This window comes from Rhodococcus sp. ACS1 (genome assembly GCF_002300155.1).
In the GTDB taxonomy this organism is placed as follows: domain Bacteria; phylum Actinomycetota; class Actinomycetes; order Mycobacteriales; family Mycobacteriaceae; genus Rhodococcus_F; species Rhodococcus_F koreensis.
Map to the genome: position 1 here is coordinate 141,087 of NZ_NSDZ01000007.1, position 17,494 is coordinate 158,580.

At 67.1% G+C, this 17,494-nt stretch carries 17 protein-coding genes; 9 read left to right on the top strand and 8 right to left on the bottom strand.

The window, feature by feature from the left end; all coding sequences use genetic code 11:
* Positions 1 to 6 precede the first annotated feature (6 nt).
* The 4 genes from CJ179_RS32190 (at position 7) to CJ179_RS32210 (ending at position 5,327) form a co-directional block, all read left to right on the top strand.
* Complete coding sequence (locus CJ179_RS32190; protein WP_087557467.1) at positions 7 to 402, top strand: PPOX class F420-dependent oxidoreductase; 396 nt, start codon at positions 7 to 9, stop codon at positions 400 to 402.
* 55 nt (positions 403 to 457) lie between these two features.
* Positions 458 to 1,102, top strand: a complete 645-nt coding sequence (locus CJ179_RS32195; protein WP_095864135.1) for a TetR/AcrR family transcriptional regulator — start codon at positions 458 to 460, stop codon at positions 1,100 to 1,102.
* 711 nt (positions 1,103 to 1,813) lie between these two features.
* Positions 1,814 to 4,789 (top strand): UPF0182 family protein, encoded by a 2,976-nt coding sequence (locus CJ179_RS32205; RefSeq protein WP_095864337.1) that lies wholly within the window; start codon positions 1,814 to 1,816, stop codon positions 4,787 to 4,789.
* 100 nt (positions 4,790 to 4,889) lie between these two features.
* A complete protein-coding gene (locus CJ179_RS32210; RefSeq protein ID WP_072950550.1) occupies positions 4,890 to 5,327 on the top strand; it encodes a TIGR03618 family F420-dependent PPOX class oxidoreductase in 438 nt (145 codons plus the stop codon).
* 22 nt (positions 5,328 to 5,349) lie between these two features.
* Here the strand turns inward: CJ179_RS32210 and CJ179_RS32215 are convergent, their stop codons facing one another.
* Positions 5,350 to 5,934: a TetR/AcrR family transcriptional regulator gene (locus tag CJ179_RS32215; protein ID WP_072950547.1), complete on the bottom strand. Its 585-nt coding sequence runs from the start codon at positions 5,932 to 5,934 to the stop codon at positions 5,350 to 5,352.
* 80 nt (positions 5,935 to 6,014) lie between these two features.
* Here CJ179_RS32215 and CJ179_RS32220 point away from each other — a divergent pair, with 80 nt between their 5' ends.
* On the top strand, positions 6,015 to 7,202 hold the full coding sequence (locus tag CJ179_RS32220; protein ID WP_095864137.1) for a DUF418 domain-containing protein: 1,188 nt from the start codon (positions 6,015 to 6,017) through the stop codon (positions 7,200 to 7,202).
* Here CJ179_RS32220 and CJ179_RS32225 read toward each other — a convergent pair.
* The 5 genes from CJ179_RS32225 to CJ179_RS32245 all read right to left on the bottom strand — a co-directional run bounded on the left by CJ179_RS32225 (position 7,171) and on the right by CJ179_RS32245 (position 11,608).
* Complete coding sequence (locus CJ179_RS32225) at positions 7,171 to 7,518, bottom strand: ANTAR domain-containing protein (protein WP_072950541.1); 348 nt, start codon at positions 7,516 to 7,518, stop codon at positions 7,171 to 7,173. The genes CJ179_RS32220 and CJ179_RS32225 overlap by 32 nt on opposite strands.
* Positions 7,515 to 7,721, bottom strand: a complete 207-nt coding sequence (locus CJ179_RS32230) for a hypothetical protein (protein WP_072950539.1) — start codon at positions 7,719 to 7,721, stop codon at positions 7,515 to 7,517. Before CJ179_RS32230 ends, CJ179_RS32225 begins: the two co-directional genes overlap by 4 nt.
* A gap of 218 nt (positions 7,722 to 7,939) precedes the next feature.
* Positions 7,940 to 9,301: a metallopeptidase TldD-related protein gene (locus CJ179_RS32235; RefSeq protein WP_072950536.1), complete on the bottom strand. Its 1,362-nt coding sequence runs from the start codon at positions 9,299 to 9,301 to the stop codon at positions 7,940 to 7,942.
* Positions 9,298 to 10,818, bottom strand: coding sequence for a TldD/PmbA family protein (locus CJ179_RS32240; protein WP_095864338.1), 1,521 nt, complete (start codon positions 10,816 to 10,818; stop codon positions 9,298 to 9,300). Before CJ179_RS32240 ends, CJ179_RS32235 begins: the two co-directional genes overlap by 4 nt.
* Positions 10,819 to 10,840: 22 nt before the next feature.
* Complete coding sequence (locus CJ179_RS32245; RefSeq protein ID WP_072950533.1) at positions 10,841 to 11,608, bottom strand: TSUP family transporter; 768 nt, start codon at positions 11,606 to 11,608, stop codon at positions 10,841 to 10,843.
* 46 nt (positions 11,609 to 11,654) lie between these two features.
* On the opposite strand from CJ179_RS32245, the gene CJ179_RS32250 reads away from it, so the two are divergent.
* Positions 11,655 to 12,818 (top strand): sensor histidine kinase, encoded by a 1,164-nt coding sequence (locus CJ179_RS32250; protein WP_072950530.1) that lies wholly within the window; start codon positions 11,655 to 11,657, stop codon positions 12,816 to 12,818.
* A gap of 13 nt (positions 12,819 to 12,831) precedes the next feature.
* Here CJ179_RS32250 and CJ179_RS51515 read toward each other — a convergent pair whose 3' ends face one another.
* Positions 12,832 to 12,978 carry a hypothetical protein gene (locus CJ179_RS51515; RefSeq protein ID WP_167372229.1) on the bottom strand — a complete coding sequence of 49 codons (147 nt, stop codon included), beginning with the start codon at positions 12,976 to 12,978 and terminating at the stop codon, positions 12,832 to 12,834.
* A 182-nt stretch (positions 12,979 to 13,160) separates the two neighbouring features.
* On the opposite strand from CJ179_RS51515, the gene CJ179_RS32255 reads away from it, so the two are divergent.
* Positions 13,161 to 14,147, top strand: coding sequence for a glycoside hydrolase family 43 protein (locus tag CJ179_RS32255; protein ID WP_095864339.1), 987 nt, complete (start codon positions 13,161 to 13,163; stop codon positions 14,145 to 14,147).
* Between the two features lie 255 nt (positions 14,148 to 14,402).
* Positions 14,403 to 14,912 carry a hypothetical protein gene (locus tag CJ179_RS32260; protein ID WP_095864138.1) on the top strand — a complete coding sequence of 170 codons (510 nt, stop codon included), beginning with the start codon at positions 14,403 to 14,405 and terminating at the stop codon, positions 14,910 to 14,912.
* A gap of 99 nt (positions 14,913 to 15,011) precedes the next feature.
* Here CJ179_RS32260 and CJ179_RS32265 read toward each other — a convergent pair whose 3' ends face one another.
* A complete protein-coding gene (locus tag CJ179_RS32265) occupies positions 15,012 to 16,115 on the bottom strand; it encodes a hypothetical protein (RefSeq protein WP_257015895.1) in 1,104 nt (367 codons plus the stop codon).
* Between the two features lie 1,047 nt (positions 16,116 to 17,162).
* Between CJ179_RS32265 and CJ179_RS32275 the strand changes: the two genes are divergently transcribed.
* Entirely contained in the window at positions 17,163 to 17,423 is a 261-nt protein-coding gene (locus CJ179_RS32275; protein ID WP_095864340.1) for an alkyl sulfatase C-terminal domain-containing protein, read from the top strand.
* Positions 17,424 to 17,494: the final 71 nt, after the last annotated feature.

The window sequence follows — 17,494 nt, forward strand, 5'->3', positions numbered from 1 at the left end:
GCTAGCATGGGCCGGGTGACCACAGAATTCGATCGGGTGTCGTCCGCGAAGTATGTCCTGCTCACCACGTTTCGGAAAGACGGCACCCCGGTGGCGACGCCACTGTGGGCCGCCGCCGACGGTGACCGTCTGCTGATGTGGACGGTCACCGACTCCTACAAGGTCAAACGCATCCGCCGCAATCCGGAGGTGACGGTGGCCGCGTGCGATGCGCGCGGCAAGCCGAAGGGCCCCGAGGTACCGGCCCGCGCCGTCATCCTCGACGCCGCGGACACCGATCACACCCGGGACGTGATCGCCCGCAAGTACGGCATCCTCGGCTGGCTCACGATGAAAGGCAGCCTCCTGCGCCGAGGAAAGACCGGCACCATAGGACTCGCCGTCACGGCCGACGACCGGTAGCCCTTGTGTGGTCCGATGCGTCTCCCGGTGGGGCTCGGGCGCATACGATCTGGTGATGTCGCAGACGCTTCCCGCAGATGTTCGCCGCGGACAGCTCATCGAGGCGGGGCTGGCGATCGCCGCTCACCAGGGTGTCGCCGCGCTGACCATCCGCCGCCTGGCCGACGCGGCCGGTGTGTCGCTCGGGGTGGCGCACTACCACTTCGAGGACAAGGAAGAACTCCTGACCGAGATGGGGGAGAACCTGATCCTGCAGGTCAGCGAGTCGATGCGGGCGGCATTCGGCCGGCTGACGGGGGCCGCGGAACTGCCGGGCATTCCCGGTCTTCGGGAACTCCTCTCTGCCGGGATCGGCGGCCTGTGGCCGGTCATCGAGGCCACCCCCGACCACCAGTTGCTGACCTACGAGATCACCGCGAGGGCCCTGCGGCGCCGCGGCGCCGGCCACGACTCCGCCGGGGCGGTCGCGAGCCACCAGTACCGCACCATGGATGCCGAAGCTATCGCGTTCCTCGATCTGTGCGCTCACCGGGCCGGTGTCGCCTGGGGCACGCCCGTCGAGCAGGTCGCGCGCTTCGCGTTGGCGGCGCTCGACGGGCTGGTGCTGCGGTGGCTCGTCGACCGCGACGGCGACGCCGCGCTCGCCGCTCTCGACGACCTGGTCCAGGTCGTCACCTCGAAGGCACTGGACGATGGCTGACCGACGGCATGTACTCCTGTGTCGGGCACCCGCAGACGGGGGCAGACGCGATCAATGCCCGGCCTGCCCCGGTATCTCGGTCACCAGTGTCCGAGATTGCCCTGCCAGATCGCCGAAATGATGTAGAGCGCCACGGTCAGTAGGTAGTACAAGTTGATCATTGTGCGCACCTCCTCGTCAGGGGCACAGCGGTTGCGGGCGGATGTCCCCGTGCCGGCTGGGTACCCCGTACGCCACGACTCAAGCGGGGTGCGCTGACATGCTGCGATCGGTGTTCATCACAGCATCGGCTCGGCCTGTCACCGACGGGGTCATCGTCAAGTTAATTGTGTGTCTTGATGATTCGGGCTGCGATGTCGTTGCCCGGATCGGTGGGTGTGAATAGACTTCCCGCGTTCGTCCTTCAGGTGGCAGCGGCGTTCGTGGTCGTTCCAGATCGTTCGTTCCAGATTGTGAAAGCGGTCGGTCATGTCGTGTCGCGATGCGGTCGTCGACAGGCCCTCGAGGAGTTTGCGGACGAGCTCCTTGGACAGCTTGCCGCGGAGGCACCGGCGACGCGCCACGCCACCCCACCCGGCAGCACTCGTTCCACTCGCGGGTCCACTGCGCCCGATCCGGCACCGCCTAGAATGGGGTGATACGGACGCCTTCGCTGCATCGGGCGGGGTGGTCCGGCGGGGCTGCTCGTGAGCCGACCCGTGGGAGGTGGCCATGCAACCGTCCGACCGGATGTGGGCGCTGCCGCGTCGGGCCCGGGTCACGATCATGGTGACGGTGGCGCTCGTTGCTTTGCTGGTGATCGGGCCGCGTCTGGTCGTGGGGTATACCGATTGGCTGTGGTTCGGTGAGGTCGGCTACCGCCGCGTCTGGGGGACGGTCCTGGTCACGCGGCTGATCCTGTTCACGGCAGTGACGCTGCTGGTGGGTGCGGTGATCTTCGCGTCCACGGTGTGGGCGTACCGATCCCGCCCACTGTTCGCGGCCACTGCCGCGGACGCGGCGAAGGATCCGCTCGAGCGGTACCGGACGGTGGTACTGCGCCGCCCGCGGTCGTTCACGGTGGGGATCGCGGTGCTGCTGGCGCTGCCGTTCGGGCTGCACGCGCAGGCGAGTTGGGGGACGGTGCAACTGTTCTTGCACGGCGGCGGCTTCGGCACTGTGGACGCGGAGTTCGGGTACGACATCGGCTTCTACATCTTCGACCTGCCGTTCTATCGGCTGATCCTGACGTGGCTGTTCGTCGCGGTGTTCCTGGCGTTGCTGATCGGACTGGGAACCCACTACCTGTTCGGCGGCATCCGGCTGGCACCGAGCAAGGACCACCTCATCGAGGTGTCCCGGCCGGCGCGCATCCAGCTCGCGGTGCTCGCGGGCACGTTCATCGCGTTGAAGGCGGCCTCCTACTGGCTCGACCGGTACTCCTTGTTGTGGAGCGGCCGGAAGGAGCCCACCTTCACCGGGGCCGGATACACCGACATCAACGCGGTGCTGCCGGCCCGGCTGATCATGGTCGCGATCGCAGTACTGTGCGCGGCGGCGTTCTTCGCCGCGATCGCGGTGCGGGACCTGAGGATCCCGGCGATGGCCACGGTACTGCTGGTGCTCTCGGCGATCGTGGTCGGCGGAATCTATCCGGCGCTGATCGAGCAGTTCTCGGTCCGACCGAACGCCGCCGATCGGGAGAGCCCCTACATCGAACGCAACATCGCCGCGACCCGGCAGGCCTATGGAATCGGCCCGGACCGAGTCGACTACCTCGACTATCCCGGGGTCGGCACCCGGCCGCCCCGGGACATTCCCGCCGACGTCACCACCATCGCCAACGCCCGCCTGCTCGACCCGACCGTGCTCTCGCGCACCTTCACCCAGCAGCAACAGCTGAAGAACTTCTACGGCTTCCCCGAGCACCTCGACATCGACCGCTACATCATCGACGGGCGACTCGCCGACTACATCGTCGCCGCCCGCGAGCTCTCCCCGAACAGTCTCAGCGGCAAACAGACCCAGTGGATCAACCGGCACACCGTCTACACCCACGGCAACGGGTTCGTCGCCGCCCCCGCCAACAGGGTCAACGCCGCCGTCCGCGACGCTGCCGGGCAGAGCGCGAGCAGTGACAGCGGGTACCCGATCTACGCGGTCAGCGACATCGCCTCGCAGGCCGGCGGCGGGCAGGTGATCCCGGTCGAGCAACCGCGCATCTACTTCGGTGAGGTGATCGCGCAGGCGGACCCGGACTACGCCATCGTCGGCGGACCCGAGGGCGCGCCGCCGCGCGAGTACGACACCGACACCGCCCAGTACACCTACACCGGCACCGGTGGGGTGCCGGTGGGAAGCTGGGTCAACCGGTTGGCGTTCGCCGCCCGGTACGCCGAACGCAACATCCTGTTCTCCGGCGCCATCGGGCCCGAGTCGAAGATCATCTTCAACCGGGACCCGGCCACCCGAGTCGAGCACGTCGCCCCGTGGCTGACCACCGACACCAACCCGTATCCAGCGGTGGTCGGCGGCCGGATCGTGTGGATCGTTGACGGCTACACCACTGCCGCACACTACCCGTACTCTCAGGTTGGCTCACTCGCCGAGCCGGTAGTCACCGACACCGGCCGCACCCTGTCCCCCGAGCAGGTGTCCTATGTGCGGAACTCGGTGAAGGCCACCGTCGACGCCTACGACGGCACCGTCACCCTCTACCAGGTCGACGAGAACGACCCGGTCCTGCGGGCGTGGATGAGCGTGTTCCCCGGCACCGTGCAGCCGCCGAATGCGATCCCGACCGAGCTGCGCACGCACTTCCGCTACCCCGAGGATCTGTTCCGCCTGCAGCGGGACCTGCTGGCGAAGTACCACGTCGATGATCCGCGGGAGTTCTTCACCACCAATGCATTCTGGTCGGTGCCCAGCGATCCGACCGCCGACACCGGTGGCGAGCAACCGCCGTACTACGTCCTGGTCGGCGACGCCGGCACCGCGGCCCCGTCATTCCGGCTCACCAGCGCCATGGTCGGCTTCAACCGGGAATTTCTCTCCGCCTACCTCTCGGTGCACTCCGACCCCGAAAACTACGGCAAGATCGACATTCTGCGGTTGCCGACGGACACCCAGACCCAGGGCCCGCGGCAGACCCAGAACTCGATGATCTCCGACACCCGCGTCGCCTCCGAGCGCACCCTGCTCGAGCGGTCGAACCGGATCTACTATGCCAACCTGCTGACCCTGCCGATCGCCGACGGCGGCATCCTCTACGTCGAACCGGTGTTCACCGAACGCTTGACCAGCACGCCCAACGGTTCCACGTTCCCGCAGCTGGCCCGAGTCCTGGTCAGCTACCGCGAACCCGGCACCGGCGGGGTGCGTATCGGATATGCCCCCACTCTCGCCGAGGCCCTCGACCAGGTCTTCGGCACCGGCACCGGCGCCGTCGCCACCGCACCCGGCGGCGACGCCACCACACCTCCACCTATCGATGGGCAACCGCCGGCGCCGCCTCCACCGGGCGCCCCGACCGCCCCGCCGCCGGCGTCATCGGACCAGCTGACCGCGGCGGTCCTCGAACTCAACGCCGCCCTGGCCAACCTGCGCGAGGCACAACGCACCGGCGACTTCACCGCCTACGGCGCGGCCCTGGACCGCCTGCAACAGGCCATCGACACCTACCTGGCCGCGGGCGGAACCCCACACTGACCCGTCTCCTCGGCGCGTTCCACACAATGACGTCGTGCCGTAGATGCGAACTGCAGGCAATGACGATCGATCAAGGCCGGCACCGCAGTAGTCTCGGTGGATGACGACTCTCGAGGACGCTGTTGCTCTGGCACGGGATGACAACGGCCTGGCGGTGGTCGCCACTCTTCGCGCGAACGGAACCATTCAGGCCTCGATGGTCAACGTCGGCCTGCTCGAGCACCCGGCCACAGGCGAACCGGTTCTGGGATTCGTGACCTACGGAAGGGTGAAGCTGAACAACCTGAGGTCTCGCCCTCAGGTCGCCACCACCTTCCGGGATGGGTGGCAGTGGGCGACCGTCGAGGGAACCGCCGAGATAGCCGGTCCCGACGACCCCCAGCCGTGGCTCGACGACGAGAGATTGCGGCTTCTGCGTCGGGAGGTATTCGTCTCTGCCGGAGGCACGCACGAGGACTGGGACGAATACGACCGGGTGATGGCCGAGCAGGGCCGGGCGGTCGTATTCGTCCGGGTCGATCGGGTCTACAGCAACTGACAACCCGCGAGGCACGAACCGCTCAGGCGAGGGTGCGGAGGTGCTCGTCGATCATGCGGTGCGCCGAGTCGGGGGTGTCGGTGTCGCCGAGCAGGACGTGCATCGCGGCGCCGTCGACGAGTGCGTGCAGACGCATCGCCTCGGCGTCGACGTCGATGTCCGGCGCGACGAGACCGTGCCGTGCGAGACCGGTCAGGATCGCGGCGCACGCATCCCGTAGTTGTCGCTGGGCGCCGAGGGCGATGTCCTTCAGCAGGGGATGGGCGGGGCTCTCGGCGACGAGTGCCAGATTCACTTCCATCTCGCAGCGCCGGCGATCGTCGAGGGGGAGCACCTCGTCCAACACGGCGAGGGCACGCTGCCACGGGTCGGCGATCGAGGTGTGGGCCTGTGCCCGTTCGCGGACCCGCGTGGCTACCAGACGCATCGAATAGGCGAGAAGTTCGGCCTTGCTGGCGAACACGTGCCGCAGCGATCCGCTGGATATGCCGGCCTCGGCGGCCACGTCGCGGACGGACACGGCGCCGATGCCGTCGCGTTGGATCACCCGCCACAGAGCCTCGGCGATGTCCTGCTGCCGTCGGTCGTGGTCGATGAGCTTCGGCACCCGGTCATGTTAGCACGGTCGTGTTAGCATCAGAATTTGTTGGCACGACCGTACTAACAAGTACTGGAGGGGCTGAACGGATGACATCGCAACCATCGAGTTCCCACCGCTACGCTGCGCTCGACGTCATGCGCGGCGCGGCGATCCTGGGCACGCTCGCCACCAACATCTGGATCTTCACCAACGTCGAGGGACTCGTCGGATACATCAACGGCACCGGAAAGGCCACCGGCGGATGGGCTCCGGTGCAGGCGGTGCTGCAGCAATTCGCGCAGGGCAAGTTCCTCGGCCTGCTCACCGTCATGTTCGGCATCGGACTGGTCATCCAGCAGCGGTCCGCCCAGCGGCGCGGTCAACGGTGGCCGGGCGGATACCCTTGGCGCGCAGCGCTGCTGATGCTCGACGGAGCACTGCACTTCCTGCTGTTCACCGAATTCGACGTCCTGACCGGGTATGCCCTCACCGGACTGATCGTCGCATTCATCCTGACCACGGGCATCCGCGCGCAGCGAACGTGGATAGTGTGCGCGGTGGCCGTCCACGCGGCGATGCTCGCCCTCGTCGTCGCGGCCCTGTCCTCGGCGCCCGCGCGGGATCCGCAGTCGCTGTCGCCGAATCCCTATGCGGACGGCAGTTTCTGGGACCTCGTCGTCTTCCGCGCCGACAATCTGTTGCTGTTCCGGCTCGAGGTGCTGTTCATCCTGCCGCTGTCGATCGCGTTGTTCCTCGTCGGCGCGCACCTCTACGGTGCGCGCGTCCTCGACCCGGACCGTGGCGCGCTGCGGCGCGGCCTCATGATCGCCGGCCTGGCGATCGCCCTTCCGCTCGACCTCGCGCTCGGACTGTTCGGTGGCGACGCGGGTCTGATCCTCGGCAGGTACGGGACCGCGCCGATCGTGGCGTTGGGGTTACTCGCGGCGATCGCGCACCGCTACGCCGACGGTCGCGCACCCGGCGCGCCCGGCCAGGCACTCTCGGGCGTCGGCCACACCGCGCTCAGTTGCTATGTGCTGCAGAATATTCTGTGCTCGATCGTCTGCTACGGCTGGGGATTCGGCCTCGCGGCCAGATTGGACGGCACCACCGTGGTTCCGGCGACGCTCGCACTGTTCGGCGCCGTCTCGGCGACCCTGATCGTCGTGTCGCGCCTGTGGTTGCGGCGATTCGATCGTGGGCCGCTCGAATGGCTCACACATCGGGGCCACCAGCGTCTCACCCGGGCGGACCGGGGCGACGTCATCGCGCCAGCAGCGTCGTCCATTCCGTGAACTCGAGTGCGTACAGCGGTGCCGGCGTCGTCACGGACGGGCACGGCTGTCGCCGAGTCGCCAATTCCACCAGCGACTTCGCCGCTCGCAGCACGCTGACGTGGTGATGGCGGGAGACGTCGAGCAATTCCTCGAACGCCTCGGCGTCGCCGTATCCGCGGGTGGCGATGAGGATGCCCTTCGCGGTGGCGAGGACCTCGCGCCCGTCGGGGTGGCGGTGCGGAATCGAATGTGCAGGCGGTGCAGCCTCGAGGACGTCGTTCGACACGGGGATCTCCTGGATTGTGGTACGTCGCTGAATGCTCGGCGCGGTCATACCGCCGCCACCATCAGCGCCGTGGCGAGGACGACGATCAGTCCCCCCGTCGCGGCGGCGAGAACTGAACCGGTGATGATGCCTATGCCGGTGGCGCAGGCGAGGCAGACGAACGTCGTCAGTGCCACGTCGGCGAGCGCGAACCGTCCCGTGACCTTGGTGTGGCCGTGGAGTGCTTCGCGGATGCGGGTATCGGAGTGCATGAAACCTCCTTGTCGGGCGTGCAAGGGACGGACTCGGCGCATGCGTCGGCCACGCGGCGATGCGGGAGTTTCGGTCCCGTTCTCTGGAGACCTGAATATGACATCCGCGGCGAAACGTCTCTGGAGTGAGAAATCTCATATGCGTGATGTCTGCAGCATTTATAACGGAAAGCTCACGGCCTGTCACCTAGACGAGCGTCCGCATAGAAATCGCGCCCTCAGAGCGCCTTGCTGACCGAAGACATGTGGAAGTCCGGCACCCGCACCGACGGCATCGCGGTCCGGGTGAACCAGTCCTTCCACTCGCGGGGCAGGGTCCGCTCGGTGGCGCCGGCCTGCGTGACCCTCCGCAGCAGGTCGAGGGGGCTCTCGTTGAACCGGAAGTTGTTCACGGCGCCCGTGACCTTTCCGTTCTCGACGAGGTAGACGCCGTCCCGCGTCAATCCCGTGAGCAGCAGCGTGGCGGGGTCGACCTCCCGGATGTACCAGAGGGTGGTCAGCAGCAGTCCGCGTTCGGTCTCGGCCACCATCTGGTCGAGCGACACCGAACCGCCGGCGTCGAGGATCAGGTTGTCGCCGGGCACGGTCGCCTCGGCGCCGAACTCCTTCGCCGCCGACCGCGGGTACGCGAGCGCACCGATGGTGCCGTCGCGGATCCAGTCGACGCGGCCCGCGTCCATCCCGTTGTCGAAGACGGACACCGACTCGGACGACGACCCGGCGATCACGAACGGCGCGTACTCCAGGCCGAGCGCGACGGGATCGGAATAGAGGGTGAGGGGGAGTGCACTGAGTTTCTCCCCGATGCGGGTGCCCCCGGGCGCCGACAGGGCCGAATGCCCCTCTTCGGCGGCCCTGCCCTCCATGGTCCACATGAGGTAGATCATGAGGTCCGCGACCGCGGACGGCGGCAGGATCGTCTCGTACCGGCCCGCGGGCAACTCCACGCGGTTGCCGGCCCAGTCCAGGCGCGTCGACAGGTCCTCGAGCAACTTCACTCCGGCCACGTCGGTGAAGTCCTTGGTGCTGGTGCCCACCCAGGCGCTGGCGTCGCCGCGCTTGCCGTTGATCTCGACCGACCCGGTCGGCTGGACGAATCGGCGCCGGATTCCCGTCGACGTGCCCAGCCACGTGGTGTGCAGCTGATGATGCGCGAAACCGTAGAGCTGATCGTCGCCGTCGAAGCCCATGCTCAGGTCCTGGGCGAGTTGTTCGAACGCGCCGATCTCGGTGCGCTGCGCCGAATCCTCCCAGCGCTCGTCGGTGCCGGTTCCGGTGAGCAGCGGCATCGCGTCGGACGCGGGTGTGGCTGCGCGGGCAGAGATTTCGGCGGATCGGACCACTCCGTCGATGTCGGCGACGTCGACGGACGCGGAGGTGACGATCCCGACCCTGGCGTCCTGCCCGGAGCGGACGATGGAAATGACCGTCCATCTACGCGAGGTGGACACGCCGTTGGTGGTCATCGAGTTGCCCGCCCACCGCAGCGACGCCTCGCTGGCATCGGTGACGATCACGATGGTTTCGTCCACGGTGGCCCGGGCGAGGACCTGCTCGACGAGTTGCTGCGGTGCGATCATCGGCCGCCTTCCGTCCGGGTGTTCAGTACGTTGACGCCGCGGAAGCGTGCCGACGGGCAGCCGTGGCTGACGGCCGCGACCTGACCGGGCTGCGCCTTGCCGCAGTTGAATGCGCCGCCCAGCTGCCAGGTGGACCGGCCGCCGACGGCGTCCATCGAACCCCAGAAGTCGGTGGTGGTCGCCTGATAGGCGACGTCGCGGAGTTGCCCGTCGAGCTTCCCGCCGCGGATGCGGTAGAACCGCTGGCCGGTGAACTGAAAGTTGTAGCGCTGCATGTCGATCGACCAGGACTTGTCGCCGACGACGTAGATGCCGTCCTCCACCCCGGAGATCAGGTCCTCGGTGCTGCGGTCGGTGTCGGGGTCGGGCTGCAACGACACGTTCGCCATCCGCTGGATCGGGACGTGGTGCGGCGAGTCGGCGTACGAGCAGCCGTTCGACCGCTCCAGCCCGAGCCGGGGCGCGAACGCCCGGTCGAGTTGGTAGCCGACGAGAACCCCGTCGGCGACCAGGTCCCACGACTGCGTCTCGACGCCGTCGTCGTCGTACCCGACCGTGGCGAGGCCGTGCCGCTCGGTCCGGTCGGCGGTCACCCGCATGATCGGTGTCCCGTAGCGCAGCGTGCCGAGCTTGTCGGGCGTGGCGAACGACGTGCCCGCGTAGGCGGCCTCGTAGCCGATGGCCCGGTCGTACTCGGTGGCGTGCCCGATGGACTCGTGGATCGTCAACCACAGGTTGGTCGGGTCGATCACCAGATCGGTGGGGCCGGCGACCACGCTGGGGGCCTTCACCTTCTCGGCGAGCAGGTCCGGGATGCGGGCGAGTTCGTCGGTCCAGTTCCACACTCCGTCTCCGGCGACGTATTCCCATCCGCGGCCGACGGGGGGAGCGAGGGTGCGCATCGTCTCGAACACGCCGGCCGACTGGTCGACGGTGGTCGCTTCGAGTTGCGGATGCAACCGCACCCGCTGCTGCACGATGGAGGACCCGGCGAGATCGGCGTAGAACGTCTGCTCCTTCACCTGCAGGCATCCCGCGGTGGCGTGGTCGACCCCGTCGGAGGCGAGCAGCCGGCGGGAGTATTCACCCAGCAGCGAGATCTTCTCCGACGCGGGGATTTCGAACGGGTCGACGTCGTAGTCGGACACCCAATGCACGTCCGAGTACACCGGCTCGTCCGCGAGCTCGACGTGTTCCCGGTTCAGCCCGCGCAGCGCCCGGGCGACGGCGACGGCCTGTTGCGCGGTGGCGGCGGCGGTCGCGGGGGTCAGCTCGGCATGCGAGGCGAAACCCCACGTGCCGTCGACGACGACCCGTACCGCGAACCCGAGTTCGTCCGTGTCCACCGCCGACTGCACCTCGCCGTCGCGGAGCCGCAGGGACTGGCTGGTCAGTCGGTGTACCCGAAGGTCGGCGTGCGACGCACCCGCCGCACGGGCGGCAGCGAGCGCTGCGTCCGCCAGCGAACGCAGCGGAAGGGCAAGGAATTCCGGATCAACCTGTCGTGGAGCCGTCACCTGGACCACCGTAGTCGGTCGATCACCCGAATTGCTGCCAACCCAACCGGATCACCATTGCGATCACCACGATCAGCAGCGTGATCCGGACGAAACCGGCACCCTTGCTCAGCGCCATCCGCGAACCGATGATCGCGCCGATCACGTTGCAGACCGCCATGCTCAGGCCGAGCGCCCACAGCACGTGGCCGGTGGCGGCGAAGAACACCAGCGCTCCGAGATTCGATCCGAGATTGATCACCTTCGCCATCGCTGCGCTGCGCACGAATTCCGTGCCGAGGAACGTGGCGAAGCTGATGATGAGGAAGGTTCCGGTGCCCGGCCCGAACAGGCCGTCGTAGAAACCGAGGAGCCCGGCGGAGAGCAGGACGACGGCGACGACCTTCCGCCGGGTCGGCGGATCCTTCGCCAGCGTGGTCCCGAGTTGCGGACGGATGGTCACGAACACGGCGACCCCGACGAGCACCGCCATGATGAGCGGGATGAAGACGTCCTTGTCGATACGCGACACCGTCGCGGCGCCGAGCGCGGACGTCACCGCCGCGAGCAGACCGGCGGGAACCAGCAGCCGCCAGTTCATGGGGATGCGGCGCGCGAACGTGACGACGGCGGCGGACGTGCCGGTGAACGCGGTCAGCTTGTTGGTGGCCAATGCCGCCTGCGGCGTCAGCTGGGGTGCGACGAGAAACAGGGCGGGAATGAGGATCAGCCCGCCACCGCCGACGACGGCGTCCACCCACCCGGCGGCCGTCGCGGCGGTGAGAAGAAGCGCCCAGTCACCCACATTCATGGTGCCGACTCAACCACACGCGCCGAGAGGTACTTACGCTGAGCACATGAGGAGGTTCAGTCTGTGGCTGCGGGGCAAGCCGACGGTCGCGGACTCGATGTTGGCGGCGATCCTGTTCACCCTCGAGGTGTTCGTGTTCACCGCGTCGGGCGACCGGTCGCCATGGGTGCAGCTGGTCATGGGTTTCCTGCTGTGCCTGCCGATCGCATGGCGCCGCAGGTATCCGCGGGCGGCGGCAGGCGCCGTGCTGGTGATGTCGATCACGATCACCTTCATCAGCTATTCCATCGGCGACCTCGACGCCGAGCACCCCGGCCTGCTGGCGCTCGCCGTCGCCCTCTACACGCTCGTCGCCTACGTAGACCGCCGCACCGCAGCGGTCTACGCGGTGGGCCTGGTCGTCGACTCCGTACTGTCGATCTGGTTGCTGGAGCAGGAACTGCTGGCAGCCGGACTGTACTCGGTGCTTGTGTTCGCGCTGTCCTGGATCACCGCGGAATTCCTCGGCGCCCGTCGCGCCTACGACGAAGAGGTCGCGGCTCGCCTCGTTGTCGCCGACTACGACCGGGATCGACGCGCCGAGGACGCGGTGGCCGCCGAGCGCACCCGGATCGCCCGGGAACTGCACGACGTGGTCGCACACGCGGTGAGCGTGATGATCGTGCAGGCCGACGGTGCGTCCTACGCCCTGAAGAGCAACCCCGACATCGCGAAGCAGGCACTGACCAACATCGCGAGCACCGGGCGGGAGGCGCTGGCGGAACTGCGGCGCACCGTGTCGCTGCTCCGCACCGAACCGGCGACCGACGACATGCCCCAGCACGGCACGGCCGGTCTCGCCCGGGTGGTCGACATGATGCGCAGCGCCGGCCTGCCCGTGGAACTCGAACTGACGGGGGAGTTGGACGACATCAGCCCGGCGGTCAGCCTCGGCGTCCACCGGCTGGTTCAGGAATCGCTGACCAACGTCCTCCGGCACGCCGGAGAACGCCCCCGCGCCAAGGTTCGGGTGCGGCGCCGCGAGACGGACGTCCTCGTCGAGATCACCGACAACGGCAACTCGTCCGGGCAGTTCTCGCTCGGATCGGGCAACGGACTGCTCGGGATGCGGGAGCGCGTCGCCGTCTTGCACGGCACGCTCGAGGCGGGACGGCAGACCGACGGGAGTTGGCGGGTCACCGCGGAGCTGCCGCTCGAGTTGGAGGACTGAGCGGCCCGATCACTCAGGCGACTTGCTGTTCTCCCGGTTCGGAGCGAGCGTCTTTCCGGCGACTCGCCGCCGCCATGAGCAGGCCCGCCGCGACCACGATCAGTCCGACCATCAACGACGCCGGCAGCATCAGCAGCTCCCACCCCGTCGAGCCGTACACCTGCGATCACACGACGATCGCAATGGCCACGACGGTTCCTCTCAACGTATGACGTTGTCGCTTGGGATGGAGGTCGAAGGATCCGTGGCTGGGCCATGTCGGCGGCACGCGCGGCCGACATCAGCGTAACCGAACCGTCCGCTGCGCCTGCGGCCAAAGTTACGCATGGTGCGCCTGCAGTCATGGATACTGCACCGGTGATGCTGACCAAACGGACCTGTTTTTCGGCCATATCGATGGTGATGCTCGCTGTCGCGGGCCTGCTGGTCGCGACCCCGGGGAACAGCGGCGCCGCCCCGCCGGCCTGGCGATACACGATGGTGGCGTTCAGCAACGTAAGCGACCGCGACATGGATGTATACGAGTCGGGGGACGGCACGGGGTTCCAACCCGTCGGACTGTCGGCGTTTCGGCCCCAGTCAGGGCTTGTGCGTGACCCGAGCATCTTCCGGAACACAGACGGGTTGTATTACGTCACCTATACAACGGGCGGCGGGGCGAGTATCGGCTTCGCACGCAGTAGTGACCGCATCAACTGGACACCTATGGGGAACTATCCGGTCCCGTTTTGCTGCGCATTCATGCCAGGCACGGGGGATGGCACCGGTTCTACGAGCCCGCCGGGCTTCTCGGGGTCGGCCGGGTTCAAGGACGGACCGTCGCTGTCGCCATTCGTCACCAAAGCCTGGGCGCCCGAATGGTTCGTGGACGGCGACCGCGTCAACGTCATCCTGTCGCTGTCGACCGGTGGAGGATTCGTGCCGTATCTGATGACGGCGCTGGAACCATCGCTCAGGTTGTGGAGCCCACCTGTTCCGCTCGCCGGGATCGGCGCGGACCACATCGACACCACCGTGGTGAAGGTGGGATCGACCTATCACGCGTTTACCAAGAACGAGACGAAGAAGTTCGTCGAGCATGCGGTCGCGTCGTCGGTGACGGGACCCTACTCATTCGTCCCGCCTGGAAATTGGGGCTCGCTGGTGGAGGGCCCGGCTGTGGTTCAGTTGCCGAACGGCGCCTGGCGGATATATCTCGACGCCTATACCGAAGGAAAGTATCTCTATTCCGACAGCACGGACGGGCTGCGCACCTGGTCGCCCGTGCAGGAGCTTCCGGGGCTTTCTGGGACGGCGCGCCATTTCGGCGTGATGGCAGAGCCGGCATAACGACGACTCGATGACGGTCACGTCGTCAGCAAACGGACTGCTGCGACGGTTCCGGCTCACTTCGGAGTGACCATCGACAAGTTGATCTCCGAGATTCCGCGACGGTGCGATCTCCGTGTCATCTACCAACCGCCCCAGAGAGCGATCCGCCAGCGGACAACCACAGAGAGTCCGTGAGGTGTCGGAACAAGCGGCCGGACGGTGAACGCGATTACGCTCAGTCAGATCACGGCGTGAGCTCGGGGAGGCGAACAGATGGCCAGACAGGCGGGTTGGTCATGGCGCGCGGTGATGGTCGCGGCGATCGCAGCTGCTGCGGTTACGTGGCTGGCGGCCGTCGTTATCGCGGACGTTCGCCGAGCACCTGACGCGGATTGCCTTGGCGTCGGCTCCACCGTGACGGACCTGATCGCAAGCAGGCCGCTTACCGACCCGATCGAGCCCATTGACGCGGTTGCTGTCCACGACCCCTGGGCCCGCAGCAAGGGATCCGTGCCGTTCGACAATTACTACGCGATCGCCATGGAGTTCAGGAGAAGCGACGGCTCGATCTCCCACGGAGTGTGGGGATTAGGCGCCGGCCCGGCGCCAGCGGAGGGCCAAGCGCTGACGGCAAACGCAAACAGTGTGCTCGGGGCACCGCTCGTCAGTGTGGATCAATCAGCCCGGCAGAGCACTATCTGGCCGGACATACAGATGTTCTTCCCCGAGGACGCCAACGCCGTCGAAGAAGCCGGCCGATGTCTGACCACTTCCTCATCATGACGACAACCCACCACGGCGCGGATGACCAATCATCGATCCGCTTGCGGCACAAGGGGCATGAATAATTCACAAGCCTGCTCTGAAAAAACCCAGCAGTCCTCAGTGGTGCGCTTCTTCGACCCAGCAAGGACGCCTCCCAACGGTGTCGCACACCCAGGTCTGGGAATCGTCGCTGTCGAGTTTGACGGTGTCGGTGAGCCAGTAGGTGTCGTCGGGCGCCCATCCCGCGATGACACTCGCGGTGTCGGCATCGACGGCGATCGCGGTGCCCGCCGCGGCGAGGTATCCCGCCACGGTGAGGTGCACGCCCTCGTACCGTTCGGGGAGCCGCGACCAGTCAGGAATGACCCATCGCCCTGACCGTCCGGTGGTGCGGTACCAATCGTGGCGTTTCTGCGCGGTGACCTCGACGGGGAACTGTCTGCAGAGTTCTGCCCACGCCTGTGCACCGTCGACCTCGTACACGCGAGCGCCGGCGGGGATGTTCACTCGTCGCGCGATGGCGCGCTCCCATCCCATGCTGTCCTCGACGAACCACAAGCCGGCCGGGGTCCCGTCGAACAGCCGCCGGGACGAACACCGTGTAGGTGGAGTCGACCACCACCAGCCGGACCAGTTCGCCGACGGATCCGCCGGACGATCGCGTCCGGCTCGCACTTCCTCCGCGGCAGTCCGATCACCATAGTCACGCAACAGCTCTGCGGTCGTCGACCCAACGGAATCCGTACCGTCCTCACTCCAGCCCACCAACCACTGATCGGTCGCATCAGGCGTTGTCCACCACTGCGCATGCGGGGATCGTGCGATGTGCTCGGCGACCCGTCGAAGCTCACGGCGCACAGGCTCGGCGGCGACGAGGATGTCTTCACCGTCCGGGTCCTGCCAGTAGCGCGCCGCGTCCACCGCATCGGCGAGCGCCGAACGGAGTGCAACCGCCGTCACCTCGGGAAGCGGAACCTGGGACAGGCGGTGCGCCACATCGTCTGCAGTGAGGACGTTCTGCCGAGCCTCGTCAGCGCCGGGCCCGTGCAACACGCGTGCGCCTTCCCGACCGGACTCGAGGTGATACGCCGCCAGGGAAACCGCGTGATCGAACAAGTCACTGCGGAACTCGGGTTGCAGAGTTCGTTCGGCGTCCCTCGCGTACGCGAGTAGCATCCGATGCCCACGGGGGCCGGCCAACAAGGTTTCAGCGGTAGTCATGTGCTGACCACCATAGAGTCCCCGAGCCGAGATCTCGGGCAACGCCATGTCACTGCGCGGCGCAACACAAATGGTTAGGTACCGCTCCGCAAGGGGTCGATCAAATGGCCCCCACCGTCTTGCCCGACGCCTACCCGATAACGCCTCGCCCGGCAGGGGCTCGTCAGCTCGGGCGCGCGGGCCGCAGGCTTGGATGATGGACGGAGACTGTCTCGCCGCTGGCAAGGTTACGGCGACGTGCAGTTTCTCTCTCCACCGCGCGCGGAGCACCGCAAGGACGACTCCGTCGGCTCCGACACCTCCGGTGTCTGTATCGAGCGACGACCTCACTTCGAACCGAGACACGCCTTCGGCAGCGATTCCGGCCAGTGCCATCCATCCGAACTCTGGTGGTTCCCTCGCGACGACGGGTCGCCGGATTGATGGACGGTCAACCGCTCCAAGTACGAAGCTCGAAACGAGCGACCGAATCCAACGCGGGGATTGGGTACCCCGAGGATGAGGGATGCCTTCGGTGAATCGCCGCCTGGCTGAACAAGAACCGCCCAACGGGTGGTATCTGCGGCGAATACGACGGCGACATCGGAGTCGCGTTCGATGAGCCGGACCGGTCCGAATCGCTCTCCGGCCGTGGTGCGGTGCATCACGGGGACTGCTTCGCTCGCAAGCCTCACCGCTGGGTGGGTTCGTAGGTCTTCGTCGATTCTGTCGCGAACCGGCAACAACGTGCTCCCCGGTTCGTCATCCGGTGTGTTCGACGATATTCGGATGCTCATGAACCCTCCAGACCGTGCCCTGAGACCCGACGGATAGTCAGCAGGCCATACATCGTAGAAGATGCTGGGGCGTTCAGTTCGGTGTCCGCCATCAAACCCAGATCCATCCGAAAGGACCCGGTTCCTCCTTCCGTACACGGCGCACCCCCCGACTCGTCGATGTCGAGGAGTATCGATTCCATCAGGGTAGGCGCACTCGGCCACAGCCGTGGCCGGCCTGATCATCGCGCTGCTCGCGCTCCTGATACCGAGGGAACGACCGACGACGGCGATGCGATCCGCGTGTCTGACCCGGGGCATTGCGCGGCGACCACCACCACACCTGGTTGACCCCCAGACTGATTCGGCCGGCACCCAGCTGACTGTGTCGAGTCCGAAGAAGGCCCTCGCGGGTGTGTTACTGAAGCCGTCGTCCGCGACCGAACTCGAGCAGGCGGGAGTGGTGACTCTGGACGGCGACGCCGGCGCTCTGTCTGCGCTCGCTGCGGTGCTCGACGACTTCGATCCGAGCTTTCCCATCGTCACACCCTGACCGACCCACTCCACGGCTCGTCCCTGCCTCCCGAGGCAGCGTTGGGCCGGACCGAGATCCAACGAAGCCGA